The sequence below is a fragment of the Sphingobacterium sp. MYb388 genome (genome assembly GCF_037479535.1).
GTDB classification, from domain to species: Bacteria; Bacteroidota; Bacteroidia; order Sphingobacteriales; family Sphingobacteriaceae; genus Sphingobacterium; species Sphingobacterium anhuiense.
Map to the genome: position 1 here is coordinate 12,333 of NZ_JBBGYV010000010.1, position 18,334 is coordinate 30,666.

An 18,334-nucleotide genomic window follows, 5' to 3' on the forward strand; every position below is an offset into this window, starting at 1 on the left:
AAAGAATAATTTTTGGCTAATTTCATCTACCGATTCCTCTAATAAGGATCTACATCGATCACAATGCGTGAACCCGTGTTTGCTTTATCTGCAATAAAATCATTCTTCACCATCTTAATCAGATCTTTTACTTTAACAATACTGATGTTATTGCGTTCAATTTTCAATGTGATCGTCTGAATAAAATAATTACGTACTCTTCCTACTAAAGGGGTTTCTGGTCCAAGAACCCGTGAACCTAATTGCTGGCGCAGACCTGACGCAAATTTTTTAGCTCCGTCATAACATTTCTGGATATCCATATGCTTAATATCGATTCTGATCACACGGTAGAACGGCGGATATGCAAAATTTTTACGTTCAATGATCTCTGTATCAAACATGGCTTGATAATCATGCGCAACAACCTGTTCTAACACACGGTGTTTTGGTGTGTAAGTCTGAATGATAACCTGTCCTCCTGCCTCTCTTCTTCCTGCACGTCCTGCGACCTGCAAGAAAAGTGAAAAAGCTCTTTCATAGGCTCTAAAATCAGGAAAATTAATCATGGTATCTGCATTGATGATACCGATTAAGCTGACCTTTCCAAAATCCAGTCCTTTTGCAACCATTTGTGTACCGATCAGAATATCAAATTCATGTTCATCAAAAGCACCTATAATTTTATCAAAACCATTTTTCCCTTTTGTAGAATCTAGATCCAAACGTCCTATTCGGACATTAGGCATCAGTAATTCCAGTTCTTCCTCTACACGCTCGGTTCCAAAACCTTTACTTTCAATATGTGGCATACCACATGCGGGGCAGATTTTAATTGGAGGTTCCACGTGGCCACAGTAATGGCAATGCATCATGTTTGAACTCTTATGGTAAGTCATACTGACATCACAGTTCACACATTTAGCTACAAAACCACAGGTGTTACATTGAATTATGGTGGTATGTCCACGTCGATTCTGAAATAGAATCACTTGTTCCTTACGTTCCAATGCTCCTTCTATAGCTTTTAATAAAGTACCCGAGAAGTATGAAAACATATTTTCCTTTCTTCCTTCTTGCGGTATATCGACAATATGGATTTCTGGCAATTGTGCTTGACCAAAACGTTCTAAAAGCTGTACAAAACCATATTTCTTGGATTTTGCATTATAGAAACTTTCAATAGATGGTGTTGCAGAACCTAGTAATACTTTAGTCTGATGAATATACCCCAAATATATCGCTGTATCACGAGCATGATAGCGCGGTGCGGGATCATATTGTTTGTAAGAACTCTCATGCTCTTCATCGACAATAATAATTCCCAGATCTTGAAAAGGTAAAAACACGGAAGAACGGGCGCCTACGATAACCTTAAATTCGTTTTTCATTACCTTATGCCATACCTCAGCACGTTCGTTATCATTAAATTTCGAATGATATACACCAAGTTTATCGCCAAAATGCAATTTGAGACGTGCGGTAATCTGTGATGTTAAAGCTATTTCAGGCAGTAAATATAGGGCTGAATGACCTCTTGCCAATGCTTCCTCAATCAATCTGATATAGAGTTGTGTTTTCCCCGATGCTGTCACACCATGCAATAAGGTGACATCTTTAGTTTCAAAGCACTGATGAATTTCGTCAAAAACACGTTTTTGATTATCATTAAATTCAAAATTGGCCTCCAATTCGAGATCTTCTCCTTGAAAACGGCTGACGACTTTCTCTTTAACCTGAAATACGCCTTTATCAACTAATGCTGTAATGGCGCCCGAACCACATCCCGATGCTTCCATTATCATCTGTCGGGTAACATCCACTCCTTTTTTCAACAATTGCATGAAACCCAATACGGCATCCTGCTGCTTTGGAGCTCGATTTAAGGCATCTAATAAGTTCCGTTTACCATCTTCATCCCGAAATTCCGGAGCAAAAGAGAAAAAAACTTTAGTCTTTGGTTTATATCGTTCAGTAATCTCTTCAGAAATCAATATTATTCCCTTATCAAACATCGCTTTCAATATGGGGAAAACAGACTTTTGACTCAATAGCTTAACGATATCATTTACTTTTAATTCACCGGCCACCTCAAGTGCTTCAATGATCAGATACTCTTTATCAGTCAAAGTCGAACGGTCGAAATCTTCTGAAATAGCCGAGGCGATCTTAGTTTCACTTGCCAATTTCAAAGCAGAGGGTAAAGCAGCTTGCATAACCTCTCCCAATGAACACATATAATAATCAGATATCCAGTCCCACAACTGTAGTTGTGCACCATCTACGATAGGTTTTTCATCAATGATGTCTAAAATATACTTTGCTTCATAATGCTTTGGCGCCTCTTTCGTTATTTGTTTTACAATAGCAGAATAGATTTTATTCTTTCCAAATTGAACCATAACACGAACACCTACCTGGATCTTATCATTCCATTCAACTGGAATTCGGTAAGTATAGGTATTCGCTAATGCTAAAGGCAAAATAACATCAACAAAAACAGTTGCTCGGTCTATAAAAAATAAGTTTTGAGGCTCTGGCATATTCATTTCAAGTATCATGTAAAATTACTAAAAAATAAGCCCTCGAAAAAACGTTAATTTCTCCGAGGGCTCATCTTACGGTAATAAAACCGTTAAATTATGACTTATTCTTTAATGCGGCAACGAAAAGTGCTGCCCAACCTACTATAAAGGCGACTCCACCCAGCGGTGTTATTGGGCCAAGAATAGCTGGATTTCCAAAACCTGTAATTTCGCGCACACTTAACAGATATAAAGAACCTGAAAAGAAAAGCAATCCAATTATAAAGGCTATAAATGAGACACGGATAGATGCAGTTTTTGCCCGCGAAAAAGTGGACAGAAACAACAAAGCCAAAGTATGGTAAAAATGGTACTGATTGGCAGTTTTCCAAGTTTCGATATGTTGTTCACTAATCTTACCTTCTAAACCATGCGCACCAAAAGCGCCTAAAATAACAGCTAGTGCACCAAAAAATGCAGCCACTAGGATGATTCTCTTATTCATTAATCGAAAATTACGTCTATATTTTATTAATGCTGGATAAATGTATCAAATCTTCCTCAGAAAAGGAGAATATTTGTTAAATTTATTGTTACAAAGGAGTACTTACATTTGTGACAACTCAGGTTCCAGATATTTTTTAGTACGTTTGTTATTAGATATGAGAAATACGATTATTGTTACTGTCCTACTTTTTATAGCCGTAGTTGCGGCTTCCATCTACTACTTCTCCGACAGCAGCAGCAAGCAAGAAACTGCGACAAAAACACTCCAGTATTTACCTGCTGATACCTACTTTATTGCAGCTTTCAGAAATAACGAAACAACGGATACAATTTTCCAGAATTTCGAACTGTTTGAAGCAATTCAGGGAAAACAAGATTTTGACAATCTCAAAACAATTAAGCAGGATTTCTTAAGTGCGGCATCGATTAAAGGCAAAGTGCAGGATGTGGAAGTCATTCTTTCCTATCACCCTACAAAATCGGGTATGGCATCATTATATACGGTCGGTCTGAATGAAAAAATAAACGATAAGACCTTAGAAGCTTTATTTCAAGGTGTAGATAAAAAATACAAGAAAAATCAAACTGACACGCTAGGTCACCGCATTTACAGTTTTGATAAAGGTATTAAAGATTCTGTGCTGTTCTGTACACTTCATGAAAATATTCTTTTTGCTGGTTATAATCCTTCAATAATCCATCAGGTCATTGATAAATCGGTTAAAAAATTAGATCATAAGCAAATTGAATTCTTCATCAGTCAAAACAGTAAGAATACTCCGTTAAGTCTTTATTTTAGTAATAATCAAATTGCAGCTCTAGCAAAAAAAATCATGCGCAGTAAGTTTGGCATGTATCTTAATCAAATTGATTCATTACAAGGATCTACAGCCTGGAATCTAAACTTCAAAGATGATGCATTAATTTTTAAAGGAGAAACGCAGCTTAACCTGAATCAGCATAACTATCTGCAACTTTTTGCTCATCAATCACCACAAGTGCAAACTTTAGCTAATTTTTTACCAAAAAACACCTCTTCCTACATTAACTATAGCCTTTCTGATATCAATAGCTTTCATCGCTCACTTAGCGATTTATTTACCTATCGAAAGGAAGCTGATAAAATTAAGAGCCATCAAAAGCTCATTGAGAATGAAGGAAAAGTAATCTTTCAAACTGATATTTTACCTTTATGGAATGATGAATTTGCAATTGCGGAATTGGATAATATGAATATTCTAGGTCTTGTTAGTTTAGCTGATAGCAGTAAATTTATAGAAACTTCAAAAAAAATAAGCAGCAATCAAGGAGATGATATCTACCAATTTGATTATTCCAACATTCTTTATTCAAGTTTCGGAGATCCCTTCAAAAGTTTTCAGCGTCCATACTTTACAAGAATCGGAAAAGTACTTGTTGTGGCAAATCAGACCGGTGTTCTACGAAAGTACCGTCAGGCTTATTTCGATAACCAGATGATGTCTGGAACAGCCATCTTCAAGAATCATAGTGCCATTCAGAGCAACAGAGCGAATGTTACGTTTTATATCGAACCTGAAACAGCGAAGAATACAATCATTAATAACTTAAAGTCGGAGTATGCTAAAAACTTCAGAGATAAGGAACTTTTTGGTTATCAAAATTTTTACTCGACTTCTTTGCAGGTAAGTGGAAATGCTGGTGGATTTATTTCAGGTTTTTATGCCTTATACAAATCTAAAAATCGTTTTGGAGGGACTGCAGCATGGACATTTCAAATGAACTCAAAATTAATCAATAATCCTTGGGTATTTAATCAGACTGAAAACAGCAAATTTATTTTAGTACAAGAGCAGGATCATACGGTCTATGCACTCAGCCCTTCTGGTAAAGAATTATGGAAAACACTCTTTCAGGGAGAAATTTTAGGGCAACCGATTCAATTGCAGGACCGTAGTATACTGTTGAATACCAGAAGTCGTCTGTATCGTTTTTCTCCTGATGGAAAGTTAATACCTGGTTTTTCTGTGGGTTTACCGAGCAATGCCTCTGCAGGTCTTACACTGACAAATTTCAACAATGAAAAAAGAATCTATATTCCGTGCTCAAACCAGATAGCTGTATACGATCTGACGGGAAAAAAGATCGAAGATTGGAAAAATCCAAGCTTGGACAGCAAAATTTTATTTGATTTGAAAGCAGCTACAATTGCTAATCAAAATTTTATCATTGCAGGAACCAGCCAAGGGTCAGTTTACTTTTTTAATGAAGATGGTACTCTTATCCGTAAAGAAGAGCTTAATGTCAATGGGCAAACGTTAAAGAACCCAATTGGGTTGATAACAACTTCGGATATGAAGAATTCCTTTGTTATTGTACCGAAAGATAAAGGAGAAGTGATTAAAGTTCCTTTCGAGGGAGATCCGATCAAATTAAAAATTGGCGATTGGGGCACAAACTTTACGTTCAACTTTGAAGATGTAAGTGGCAGTGCGGATAAAGATTACGTTGTTCTTAGTGACAATAATCTATCTGTGTATAACCAGAAAGATAGCACTAAATATTTTGCATACAAATTTGTGGACGATGTCAGTAACAGACCTTTATTCTTTAAAGTGACAAACAATAACGATCTTGTTGCTGTAGGTACAGATAACCGTATGATTTATATCTTCAATGAAGATGGTCTTGTAAGAAATGGCTTTCCTGTAGAAGGTATGTCAAAATTCTATTTTGGTCCTATCGATTTCGGGAATAATTCATCTTATTTAATTAGCTCTAAACGAGATCACAAAATTTATGTTTATAAATTTTAACAAATTGTATTTCAAAAATTTAAAAACATAAATCAAAAATCAAAAACGTCTCAAATGTTTATAAAAAAATGCTATAAATATTTTTTTTTATAGTAGGTTTGCAGACTTAATACGAATATGCTGACATCAGAACAACTAAAAACACTTTTATCAGAACCTAAAAGAATTGTAATCACTACGCACTTCAAGCCGGATGGCGATGCGCTGGGTTCTTCATTAGGTCTATTTTATTGGCTAAAAGCCCATAAACATGATGTAAGCCTTATCGTTCCATCCGATTTCCCATCCTTTTTAGACTGGTTACCGGGTTTAGAACATGTGCGCATTTACACCAAAGAAGTACAAGAAAATCAAAAATTAATTGCCGATGCTGAAATCATTTTCTGCCTTGATTTTAATGGACTGTCCCGTATCCATGATATGGCAGTTCCTGTTGAAAACGCGACAGGTATAAAATGTATGATTGACCACCATCTTGAACCTCAAGGTTTTCATGATTATGAATATTGGGATCCTAAAGCTGCGGCAACTGCACAGCTAATTTTCAGATTTATAACAACAGAAATGCAAGAAGCTGGCAGTATCTCTGCAGATATGGCAACCTGCCTGTATACAGGCATTATGACCGACACAGGTTCATTCCGTTTCCGTTCTACGACTTCAGAAATACACCGGATAATCGCGAGCTTGATCGATTGTGGCGCAGAGAACTGGGCTATTCACGAGCTGATCTATAACAGTTCTTCGGAAGGAAGGTTAAAATTCTTAGGATACTGCTTACTCAATCGTTTAGAAGTATTCCCAGAGTACAACACAGCCATGATTTACGTTACACAAGAAGATTTAAAAAGCTTCGAAGTGATTACTGGAGATACCGAAGGACTTGTGAATTATGCATTGTCAATTAAAGGAATTCGATTAGCTGCATTAATTATTGACAGAAAAGAACAAATTAAATTATCTTTGCGCTCGATTGGTGATGTTCCATGCAATGAAATATGCAAAACATATTTTAATGGCGGTGGTCATCTCAATGCATCTGGAGGAAATTCACATGATGATCTACAAACGGTTATCAATACATTTAAATCCGCTTTACCGAATTATAAAGAAATATTAACAAAATAAGATAGCAATAAAACTGAAATGAAGAAATCAATTCTATTATTCGCGGCATCAGGACTATTATTAACTGCTTGCCAAAATTTTAAAAAGGCTGAAGGTGGCCTAGAATACAAAATCGCTAAAGATGCTGGTGCTGAAAAAGCTGTATCTGGTGATTTATTGTCGGTAGACATGGTTGTTAAAACAGATAGAGATTCATTATTAAATAGTACTTTTGATGCTGGAATTCCACAAATCGTACAATTATATCCAGATAGTATCATCAAACAAAACCCAGGAGATCCAACAGGTTTATTTAAACTTGTAGGTGAAGGTGATAGTTTGGTATTTAAAATCGATTTAGATTCTGTAGCTGCCAAAACACAACAACCAAAACCAGCATTTGCTGATAAATATATTATCTATACGATTAAAGTTCAAAAACACTTCAAAAAAGGTAAGTTAACTGATCAACAATTAGGTGAGCAAGTTACGAAGTATTTTGAAGCAGAGACTGCAAAATTAAAAGGCGCTGAAGCTGGAAAAGTTGAAGCTTTCTTGAAAAACAACAAATTAGCACCTAAGAAAACTGCTTCTGGTTTACAATATGTTGTTACTAAGGCTGGATCAGGTAAAAATGCGGCTGTTGGTGACACTGTAGTTGTTAACTACATCGGTAGATTGACAAACGATAAAGTATTTGATACTAACCAAGCTGATCTAGCTAAAAAACATAACAAATTTAATCCACAAAGACCTTACGAGCCTTTACGTTTACATTTAGGTGTTGATGGCGTTATTACAGGTTGGACTGAAGCTTTCCAATTATTGAACAAAGGTTCAAAAGCTACTTTGGTTATTCCTTCGGTTTTAGCTTATGGCGAACGTCCTGCTGGAGAAATTCCTCCATATTCACCTTTAATTTTCGATGTGGAAGTTCTTGACATTATCCCTGGAAAAGCACCTGCTGCAGCTCCAACGACAATTCCTGCAACAACGACACCGGCTACGCCTGTAAAGAAATAAGTACAGAAATTATCAAAATGAAAAGCACTTATCGGATCACCGATAAGTGCTTTTTTTTGGGGCGGACCTAAATTTAAAATTTATATTATATTTTCACAAGAATCACCTTTCCTTTATATCCAAATTAGGGTTAATAAAAATTCAAATCGCATGATTTTCTTTAAAAATTTTTAATGTTTTCTTTTGCCTTCCATGATAATTTAAAATCCATGTTTAAGCAGTATCATAGCTATTTTTCATATCCATGTTTACATTTTTTTACGTAAAAATTACTGCCAGAACTGAACAAATTAAATTATCTTTGATCTGAGATGTTTCCTTCCATAGAATAGGAAGACTATTTAAAAGGAACAGAATCTCAATACGACTAAAGTCGTATGACCAGATTATAAAGAATTAATAAAAAATAAGAAAGCAATTAAACTTAAATGAAAAAATCAATTTTACTATTCGCGGCATCAGGGCTTTTATTAACTGCTTGCCAAAACTTTAAAAAGGCCGAGGGTGGCCTAGAATACAAAATCGTGAAGGATGCTGGTGCAGAAAAGGCAGTTGCAGGTGATCTATTGTCGGTAGATATTATTCAAAAATCTGATAGAGATTCTGTCATGTCGAGTACTTACGATGCAGGAGTTCCACAAATCCTACAATTATATCCGGATAGTATCATCAAACAAAACCCAGGAGATCCAACTGGTTTATTCAAATTTGTAGGTGAAGGTGATAGTTTGGTATTTAAGATTAATTTAGATTCTATAACGGCTAAAACAAAGCAACCAAAACCTGATTTTGCTGATAAATACATCATCTATACGATTAAAGTTCAAAAACACTTCAAAAAAGGTAAATTAACAGACCAACAATTAAGTGAGCAGGTTACGAAATATTTTGAGGAACAGACTGCAAAATTAAAAGGGGCTGAAACAGGGAAAGTTGAAGCGTTCTTAAAGAATAATAAATTAGCAACTCAGAAAACTGCTTCCGGTTTACAATATGTAATTACAAAACCAGGATCAGGTAAAAATGCCGCTGTTGGTGATACAGTAGTTGTTAATTACGTTGGGAAATTAGCAAACGATAAAGTATTTGATACCAATCAAGCTGATCTTGCTAAAAAATATAAAAAATTCAATGCACAAAGACCTTATGAACCTCTTCGTCTACATTTAGGTGTAGATGGTGTTATAACAGGCTGGACGGAAGCTTTCCAGTTATTAAACAAAGGCTCAAAAGCAACATTGGTTATCCCTTCTAATTTAGCTTATGGCGAACGTCAGGCTGGAGAGATTCCTCCATATTCGCCGTTAATTTTTGACGTAGAAGTTATTGACATTATTCCTGGAAAAGCTCCTGCAGCTGCTCCAACAACAATTCCTGCAACAAAATTGACACCTGCTACACCAGTAAAAAAATAAGGACATAAATATTTATCAAAAAGGGCTTATTGGTAATTCAATAAGCCCTTTTTCATTGGTCTTCTATTTCCAAATGTTGATAAACCCTTCAATGCGATAAGGATCAATAATTAGCTTGGGCATTACGCAAAATTGGCTTGGTTAAGTCCATAATTATCAGAATTTTATTATCTGTAAAACTTTTAGCAATTTGCTTGAAATCGTGACCTGACAAAGTGTACTTAAACAAATAAAGAAGGAAGTAAGAATAAGTAAGCGTTTGATTTTTATATCAAATAAATGGATGGATGAATGACTACATCTTTTCTAATTGACGGGATAGAAGAGTGCTATAGATCCCATCGTAAAAGGAAGGAATATGCATTATATAGGTGATTTATCTACAATATTCCTAAATACAGGAATATTACCCTGTCCTTAATAATAAAACAGTTAAAATTTTGATCAAATATTTCTCATTTTTAACAAAAAATCAAAAAAAAAGCTGTGTAGTTTTATATTCGTAATAAAACAGCTATATGAGTTTCTAATTTTCAAAGCATTGGCGCTATATCCATCACCGTGATAATGACTAAGTTTCATCAAATTAGGTCGTTTCATCCTAAACATTTATTTTTACCTTCGCTATAACTATAATCCATGTTACTAACAGATACCCATACCCATATATACTATCACACCGAAAACGATTCATTAGCAGAACAAATGCAACGTTGCTTTGATAAAGATATTCATCGCCTTTTTCTTCCAAATGTCAATAGTGCATCGATAGCTGCAGTCATGAAAACTGTTGATGCATACCCAAACAACTGTTTTCCGATGCTCGGTTTACATCCCTGTGATGTAAAAGAAAACTATCAAGAAGAACTAACAAAAATCTATGCGGCACTGCAGCAACACAAAGTATATGCTATCGGAGAAATTGGCCTAGACCTGTATTGGGACAAATCTACTTTGGAGATTCAAAAAGATGCTTTTCGTCAGCAGGTACAATGGGCTAAAGATCTTAATTTACCAATAGATATTCATTGTCGTGAGGCTTTTAACGAATTATTTGAATTATTAGAAGAACTAAAAGATGAAAAGCTTTTTGGGGTACTACATTGTTTTACAGGAAACATTGAACAAGCGCAACATGCTATCGATCTGGGTTTCGCACTGGGTATTGGCGGAGTTGTCACTTTTAAAAAAGCGGGGCTTGACGAAGTCGTTAAACAGATAGGCCTACAACATATTGTACTGGAAACTGATGCGCCTTATCTTGCTCCGATGCCGTTTCGAGGCAAACAAAATGAAAGTAGTTATCTATACTATATAGCACAAAAAATAGCTGACATTAAAGAATTACCAATAGAACAAGTAGCGGCAATAACAACTGAAAACTCAAAAAGAATATTTGGAATCTAACTCACATCATGCATAACATATTTATCATATACACAGGTGGCACCATAGGAATGGTCAAAGACGAAACGGGAACTTTCGTTCCCTTTGACTTTGAATTAATCAAGCGCAATCTTCCAGATCTAAGTCGATTAAATTATAAATTAACCGTACATTCCTTTAATCCCATTATTGATTCTTCCAATATGAAGCCTGAAATATGGATTGAAATGGCACAGATCATTAAGGACAATTACGATGAATATGATGGTTTTGTCATCTTACATGGATCAGATACCATGTCATTTTCGGCTTCGGTTTTAAGCTTTATGCTGGAAGGGTTACAAAAACCCGTCATTTTATCAGGTTCTCAATTACCGATCGGAGAAATTCGCACCGATGCAAGGGAAAATATGATGACTGCCTTAGAAATTGCGTCTACAAAGCATTTTGGGGTCTCCATGATTCAAGAAGTATGTATTCTATTTGACAATAAATTATTTAGAGGTAACCGTTCTTTCAAATATAATTCGGCAAAATTTGAAGCTTTCCGTTCCCCCAATTATCCGGTTCTTGTAGAGGCAGGTATTCATCTCCAATACAATCAAGATGCTTTATTAAACAACAGTGGTAAAGAGTTTATTTTGCATACCAAACTTGACGATCGCGTGGGTGTTCTGAAATTGTTTCCAGGTATAAGTCCTAGTACAATCAGAGCAGTATTAAATTCGGATGTCCGTTCTATTGTTATGGAAACATTTGGCTCCGGAAATACCACTACCGATCAATGGTTTTTAGATTTGCTGAAAGAAGCCATTGATAACGGTAAGAATATTTTAAATATATCACAATGTAAGGTTGGTTCTGTTGAACTGGGGCGTTATGAGACGAGCACTGGACTAAAAGCGATTGGAGTACTCAATGGTTACGATATGACTTTTGAAGCTGCTGTAACAAAGCTCATGTACCTACAGGGTGAATGCGAAGATCAAAAAGATGTTGCCTATTGGATCGAAAAGGATATCAGAGGTGAATTGACTATCAACGATTAATTTTTTCATAAATTGAATTGAATTTGGATAAATTTTACATAGAATAAAATTCCCAGCACTTGAAGAAAATTCGAAAATTGGGTAATTACTTAACTACAATCTTGTGGCATAAAAAAGAGCGAGCAGATCTAAAGATCTGCTCGCTCTTTTTTTTTGCTTTACTTTACAATAGCTGTCTTATCAGGCAGCACATTAGTTTATAGCGGCAAGCACTTCTGATACCACAAAGTTACTTCCTCCTATAAAAATTAAATCTCCGTCCTGATACTGTTTTTTTGCTGCTTCAAAAGCTTTTACGACAGGGCCATATGCATTTCCTTTTAGTCCCAATAGATGTGCTTCAGCTGCAAGTTCTTCTGAAGGCATCGCTCTAGGCATATCAGGGTTACTAAAATAATAGATCGCATCTGTAGGTAACAATGGGAGCATATGTCCTAAATCTTTATCCTTCATAGCTCCTATTACAAAATGCAATTGCCGATAGTTTGTATTGGCTAAATTTTTCAGAACTTCCCTAATTCCATCCTCATTATGTCCAGTATCGCAAATGATAAAAGGTTTTTTGGAAAGTGTCTGCCATCGACCTTGAAGGCCAGTAAAAGACTGTACTTTTCGCAAACCATTTTTTACATCGTCCTGTGACAGATCATAACCTCGTGTCCGCATATGATCAACAATCCGCAAGACACCTAATATATTTTTTGATTGATACGTTCCTTTTAGATCTAATTCGTATTGCTCGATATGACCTTCCTTATCCTTGACTTCAATCTGTAAATGATCTTCATTAATGGCTTTAATTTCTGATTGCAATTTGTCGGATGCAAACTCAAGCGCTGCATTTTCAAGCTTAGCTTTTTCTAGAAATACAGGCGCAGTATCTTTATGATATTCCGATACGACAACAGGAGTATCTTTTTTTATAATACCTGCTTTTTCAGATGCTATAGCTGGAAGCGTATCACCCAACATATTCATATGGTCAAAACCGATATTAGTGATTAAGGATGCCAGTGGCATGATGACATTTGTAGAATCAAGACGACCACCTAAACCAACTTCAATGATGGCAATATCAACGTGCTGTTTTGCAAAGTAATCAAATGCCATAGCCACCGTAACCTCAAAAAATGAGGGTTGAATCTCTTCAATCAGTGCATGCAGATTATTCACAAAATCAATAACAAATTGCTCATCGACCATCTGTCCATTGATACGAATACGTTCCCTAAAATCTAATAAATGTGGTGAAGTATACAGGGCTGTTTTATATCCTACCTCTGCAAAGATAGAAGCCAACATGTGAGAGGATGAACCTTTCCCATTCGTACCGGCAATATGAATAGATTTGAATTTATCTTGTGGATTTCCTAACGCATGAAGTAATGCTAAGGTATTATCTAAATCCTTTTTATAGGCGGATGCCCCGTCACGGGTAAACATAGGTAATCGAGCATATAAATACTCGATTACCTCATTATAATTATGCATTGACAATAAATTTTATCTTAGTTTAAAATTGAATACAATTCTGCCTGTCTGAGAGTCAGGCGCATTTGGCAATTGATTCAATCGAGCTCCACGAACAGCTCTTTCACATTTTTCCAATAAGCTTGGATCCGTGATGGTTGTACCTTTCACTCCGGCACGTGCATAAATGATCACTCCCGATTGGTTTACGCGGAACTCAACAGCTACTTTACCAGCCTGCTGTCCATTATCATCAATCTGAGGTCTCTGCGTAAAACTTCTGTTTTCAATTGAAAGCATCATATTACCGTTTCCAGAACCACCTTCACCATAATTACTGGCTAAAGGATCACCTAATTTACTACCTTGATTGCCAGGTACCGTTCCTGTACCATCACCAGAACCTGTGCCGTTATTCTTTTTGCCTTTATAAAGGGCATTCGAATTTACTGCAGGTTTACTGTCCTTCACTTCTTTTGTTGTTTCAGGCGCAACTGTTTTTACGGGCTTTGAAGCCTTCGTAACAACGGGAGCATCTTCAACATCTTGTGTCACGACTGCTTTGTCAGCGACCTGCTGTGAAGGTGTAGGTGTCGGTATTTCTTCTGGAACGACGCGATCTGGTTTTACATTATTAGCATTGGGATCTACAGAAGGTTCTTCAACACTCATGTAATCATCGCCCATGCCTTCTTCTGCTGTACCATAATTCACAACCATACCGCCCATACCGTATTCATCGGGCATTTTGGTTCCAAAAATGATAAAGAAACTTATCAATACCAAAATCCCCATTATAGCAGTAGAAATCCCTAATGCTTTGGGGAAGTTATTTTCCTCATGTTGAAGATGGTAAGCCATGTATTTATCTCCTATTCTTTAAAATTAGAACTTAAACCTTAAAAAAGGTTTAAAACTCTTTAATCTTTCTTTGGTTCTGTCGCCAAAACAACTTTTATTTTCAAGCGGTTGGCAATATCCATTACTGAAATCACATTCTGAATAGGGACTGAATTATCAACATACATCATGATCGTCAATTCTTCTCCTGTTCTCATTTGCGATTGGATTGCTGCTTCTAGTGCATCATAAGGTACAACTGCCTTTTCAACATGGTAAGCTAAATCCGAGGTAATCGAAACCGTCAATGTTTTTTTGGATACAGACTGCTCTCCAGCACTGGATTTTGGAAGTAATAACTTCACAACCTGCGGATTGGAAACAGCAGATGCCAACAAAAAGAATAACATCAGAAAGAACATGATGTCGTTCAATGCTGAAGTATGTACTTCAGCTGCTGGTTTATTTTTTCTACTTCTTAGATTCATTATTCTAAATTTTAATTGATTAATTAGCTATACGACCCTGCGATTATGCGCCAGGTTCATCTAATAAATCAATAAATTCAACTGCATCTGTCTCCATACGTAAGATCAAACGCTCAACCATCATATTTAGGATATGGTAACCAATATATGCTAAGATACCAACTGTTAAGCCAGATGCCGAAGCTACCATCTTCACATAAAGACCTCCGGATACTGACCCAATATCAATACCACCAGCCATCTCTACTTCATGGAAAATTGTAATTACTCCAAAAATTGTTCCTACGAAACCAAGCATCGGCGCAATACCTGCAATAATACCTAGAATATTAATATTCTTTTCCAATTTAGCAACCTCAAGTTTACCTACATTCTCAATAGCACCTTCAATATCTTTGATTGGACGTCCTACACGTAGTAATCCCTTTTGCAACATACGTCCTAATGCTGAGTGACTCGAACGGCAAACTGCTAAAGCAGCGTCCAATTTACCAGAAAGCACACTTGCTTTTACTTGTGACATTAGTGAAACATCATACTTTGCAGCTTTACGAATAGTCAGGAAACGCTCAAAAAAGATGATCAAACCAATAAACAACAATAATAAAATGGGAACCATAATCCATCCCCCCTTCATCATCATTTGAATTAAGCTCAAATTTTCGTCTCTTACTACAGGTACTGCTTGCTGTGCAGCTTGATTAACGGTGTCCAAAAGATTGCTGTCGCTTTGAATCAATGACATAATAATTTATAATTTTAAAATTGTTTATATTAGACTATTTCGCTATTTTCTCTACCCATGCTCCTGAAAAAGTCTTCGCGACAGTTGCCTGGTCCCGATCTGCTTCTTCTTTTGTCATGTAGGTATCCCAAATCACACGTTTTTTATTTCTTTTAAATTTGCTATCAACTGCCCGCACAGTTTGATATCCTTTTTTACGCAACCTCAGCACTTCCTCTTCTGCCAATTCCATTGTTTTTGGCGTGGCAATAACCAATTGATAATTTGGCTGTGCTACAGGTACTGATTCTTTTAAGACTACCGTTTCCTTTAGTGTTGTTTGAAGTGCTGCTGTATCCACTTTTAGAGAATCAACTGTTGCAGTTGAATCTTGCTTCAGTTGTGTACTATCGATTTTAGGTAGTGTATCCACTGGTGCAGCAACGACGACCGGTGCAGTTGCTTGTTTCTTTCCAAACAATTGATCCTTCAATGACGGATTAAGCAAGAAAGCAACAATAACAGACACCACAATAATGATCGCTGCCGAAATATAATACCAAACTGTATTTGATTTATTACTTCTTTCCTGATAAAATATCGCTGGATCAGTTTCTACTCTTTCGTCAATCGTTTCGGATACAGGTTCATGTATTATCGGCACTACAGGTGTTTCAACTGGTGAAGGTGCTACCACTACCGTTTCAGGTACGATTTCCTCTTCTACTTGCTCTGTATCTGCCGGTTCATCCTCGATAATATCTTCCACGGGTTCCTCTAGTTCAGTCGGAGAAAATGGAATATTTTCTTCCAATTCACGATCGGGAATAACAGTCTCTATTTCTGGAGCAATAACATGTCTGATCGGTTCAAAATTAAAACCTGAGAGATCTAATGGTTTAAAAACTAAACTTGAACCATAGCTCACAATGTGTCCTAAGTCTTCAAGTTTAGCCTGTCCATTTTGGATCAATTGATCCTTTAAATCAGCAACAGCATCCTGCAACACCTGAGTCGCGGCATCAAGATTCAGGTTTTGCTGTTGTTGTATGTAATGAATAAAATTAAAACCGCTTTCGGCTGTCGAATCAAATTCCACATAAGAAATAGGTGGTAAAAACAGGTTGCGCTGCTTATCGAACTGAGCTGCGGAATGCTTTCTTTTGAACACCCCCAAGCCCTTAACGTAAACTTCAGCGTAACGCTTTAATAGATTATTGATGTTTTTACCTAAATTCATTCTTGTTCCTTATTTGCTAACGCAAAGTTATAATCTTCTTGTATTAAAAAGAAAAGTTTATACCACCAATTATATTAAAACCTAAACGTGGGTAGTATTGATAGCGCTCGTACTCTTTTCCAAAGATATTATTAGCCTTTACAAAAACACCCAATTGCTTTTTGATACGGTACTCTGCTCCTGCATTAAAATCTGCAAAAGAAGGGATGGTTACTTTACTTGGATTCTCAGATCTTACTGTTGCACTTGTATACGTATAAGCTAAAGCGGAAGTCTGCCCTTGAGTTGATAATTCAGCATCTACAAAGAATTTATCCGAAATATTGAATCTTGCATTGGCTAAGAAACGGAATTTCGGCAATGACCATGCCTCTTCATTATCTTTCACTTTGTAATCATCGATATTAAGTTTACCGCTTAAATTAACCAATTGTGAAACACGCACATTCATCTCACCCTCTATACCAAAATGAGTTGCTTTACTTGAATATCCATCATAAATGACATCAAATTTGTACGGAACAAAACCGCCTCCTAATTCTTCTCTACTATTCACATACAAAGGAAGTCCTTCGATCTGCTTGTAAAATGCTTTTACTTTATAGCCAAAATTTGCTCCTGCATTACCCTTTAATCCTGCATATACATTTAGTTTTTCAAGAGTATTGCGTACATCAATATTGCTATTTAAGTAAGGATTTTCTTTTGCAAAACCACGTAATGATCCTTGTTTAACACCTCCATTTGCACCTGCAAATAAGTATACATACTGCGGTACAACTGCAAAATCAGCTTCCACTGTTGGAAAAACATTAAAACGGCTGGTATCTCCAAACTCAGAAACGAGATTGGCACCCAAAGTAACATTATAATTATCACCTTTAAATTTAATGTATGGATTGATCGATGCTACATGATTTTTTGTTGCCACCTTAACATCTTCAACTGAGTTAAAGCTAGCACTTAGATTAGCCCCCACATTAAATGTATTGACTTTTTTATTCACATAACCGGATATGGCGAATGAATTTTCTTTAGCATCATATTTATCTTTAAAAAGATAAGCATCTGCTTTCGCAGAATAGCTTACCGCCCCGGCCTTATCCACATCTGCATTACTTGTCAGTTCACCGTTGAAATAGATATCATTAAAAGCTTGTGCCTCTGGCGTTGTATTGATTAAATTAGAACTGTTATCAAACACCTGTCCGTAGAAGTTTGTCGAATAACGATTATATCCTAAAGTTCCATTTACTGTAAAAGGTTCGTAAACACGACGGCCAAAAATACCGACATCCTGTGTAGCGAACTTCTGACCTTCAATACTGCCTTTTTGGTTTAAGTGCTTGGCAAATAATCCGAATCGTGTATTTTCAAATTTATCGACGGCCAAATATGCTTCTCCTAAGATGGTATTGTAGTTTCCTACACCAAATTTAACATAGTTACTTGTTTGATCAGCAAGTTGTGAGAAAGGCAATTCTTTCACATTTAACTCACGCAATCCAGTATTGATATCGAGTTTCTTATCTGAAATATTATTATAGCTCAACTTAGGCTGATACTCCCTTTTATTGGTCATATCAGGACTACGACGGATTTTTACCGCATCTGCAAGAATAGGTTTATAATCACGTACGACATCAAAAGAATCAATTGTCACTGGTGTAGCAGGATCAACTTTTTTTGGTGTTTCTTGTGCAAAGGAGTGCATTCCAGCTCCCAATAACAAGGTTGCTAATGTATATTTCTTCACTGTTGTATTGTGCAACTTCTTCATTATTTC

At 36.2% G+C, this 18,334-nt stretch carries 14 protein-coding genes; 6 read left to right on the forward strand and 8 right to left on the reverse strand.

From position 1 onward, the window contains the following. Nucleotides 1–38: 38 nt before the first annotated feature. Together priA and WH188_RS23050 are read right to left on the reverse strand one after the other, a co-directional pair. Nucleotides 39–2,540: a replication restart helicase PriA gene (gene priA / locus WH188_RS23045; RefSeq protein ID WP_237682818.1), complete on the reverse strand. Its 2,502-nt coding sequence runs from the start codon at nucleotides 2,538–2,540 to the stop codon at nucleotides 39–41. Between the two features lie 79 nt (nucleotides 2,541–2,619). Further along, complete coding sequence (locus WH188_RS23050; RefSeq protein WP_021190553.1) at nucleotides 2,620–3,009, reverse strand: DUF423 domain-containing protein; 390 nt, start codon at nucleotides 3,007–3,009, stop codon at nucleotides 2,620–2,622. Nucleotides 3,010–3,166: 157 nt separating this feature from the next. Between WH188_RS23050 and WH188_RS23055 the strand changes: the two genes are divergently transcribed. From WH188_RS23055 to WH188_RS23080, 6 genes are all read left to right on the forward strand, one after another. After that, a complete protein-coding gene (locus tag WH188_RS23055; RefSeq protein ID WP_168127533.1) occupies nucleotides 3,167–5,806 on the forward strand; it encodes an outer membrane protein assembly factor BamB family protein in 2,640 nt (879 codons plus the stop codon). Nucleotides 5,807–5,923: 117 nt separating this feature from the next. Beyond that, on the forward strand, nucleotides 5,924–6,934 hold the full coding sequence (locus tag WH188_RS23060) for a DHH family phosphoesterase (RefSeq protein ID WP_168127534.1): 1,011 nt from the start codon (nucleotides 5,924–5,926) through the stop codon (nucleotides 6,932–6,934). Between the two features lie 18 nt (nucleotides 6,935–6,952). After that, a complete protein-coding gene (locus tag WH188_RS23065; RefSeq protein ID WP_132769008.1) occupies nucleotides 6,953–7,936 on the forward strand; it encodes an FKBP-type peptidyl-prolyl cis-trans isomerase in 984 nt (327 codons plus the stop codon). A gap of 428 nt (nucleotides 7,937–8,364) precedes the next feature. Continuing rightward, nucleotides 8,365–9,351: an FKBP-type peptidyl-prolyl cis-trans isomerase gene (locus WH188_RS23070; protein WP_168127535.1), complete on the forward strand. Its 987-nt coding sequence runs from the start codon at nucleotides 8,365–8,367 to the stop codon at nucleotides 9,349–9,351. Between the two features lie 639 nt (nucleotides 9,352–9,990). Then, nucleotides 9,991–10,758, forward strand: coding sequence for a TatD family hydrolase (locus WH188_RS23075; protein WP_168127536.1), 768 nt, complete (start codon nucleotides 9,991–9,993; stop codon nucleotides 10,756–10,758). 8 nt (nucleotides 10,759–10,766) lie between these two features. Further along, entirely contained in the window at nucleotides 10,767–11,786 is a 1,020-nt protein-coding gene (locus WH188_RS23080) for an asparaginase (RefSeq protein ID WP_021188735.1), read from the forward strand. A gap of 192 nt (nucleotides 11,787–11,978) precedes the next feature. On the opposite strand, the gene WH188_RS23085 is transcribed toward WH188_RS23080, so the two are convergent. From WH188_RS23085 to WH188_RS23110, 6 genes are read right to left on the reverse strand one after another with little or no spacing between them, the layout of a single operon-like run. Further along, nucleotides 11,979–13,277, reverse strand: coding sequence for a bifunctional folylpolyglutamate synthase/dihydrofolate synthase (locus WH188_RS23085; protein ID WP_168127537.1), 1,299 nt, complete (start codon nucleotides 13,275–13,277; stop codon nucleotides 11,979–11,981). A gap of 12 nt (nucleotides 13,278–13,289) precedes the next feature. Continuing rightward, nucleotides 13,290–14,117, reverse strand: a complete 828-nt coding sequence (locus WH188_RS23090) for an energy transducer TonB (protein WP_168127538.1) — start codon at nucleotides 14,115–14,117, stop codon at nucleotides 13,290–13,292. 59 nt (nucleotides 14,118–14,176) lie between these two features. Then, nucleotides 14,177–14,584: an ExbD/TolR family protein gene (locus tag WH188_RS23095; protein ID WP_132769016.1), complete on the reverse strand. Its 408-nt coding sequence runs from the start codon at nucleotides 14,582–14,584 to the stop codon at nucleotides 14,177–14,179. Between the two features lie 43 nt (nucleotides 14,585–14,627). Beyond that, nucleotides 14,628–15,329, reverse strand: coding sequence for a MotA/TolQ/ExbB proton channel family protein (locus WH188_RS23100; protein WP_132769018.1), 702 nt, complete (start codon nucleotides 15,327–15,329; stop codon nucleotides 14,628–14,630). Nucleotides 15,330–15,363: 34 nt separating this feature from the next. Further along, a complete protein-coding gene (locus tag WH188_RS23105) occupies nucleotides 15,364–16,548 on the reverse strand; it encodes an HU domain-containing protein (RefSeq protein WP_168127539.1) in 1,185 nt (394 codons plus the stop codon). Between the two features lie 43 nt (nucleotides 16,549–16,591). After that, entirely contained in the window at nucleotides 16,592–18,328 is a 1,737-nt protein-coding gene (locus WH188_RS23110; protein ID WP_132769022.1) for a TonB-dependent receptor, read from the reverse strand. Nucleotides 18,329–18,334 lie beyond the last annotated feature (6 nt).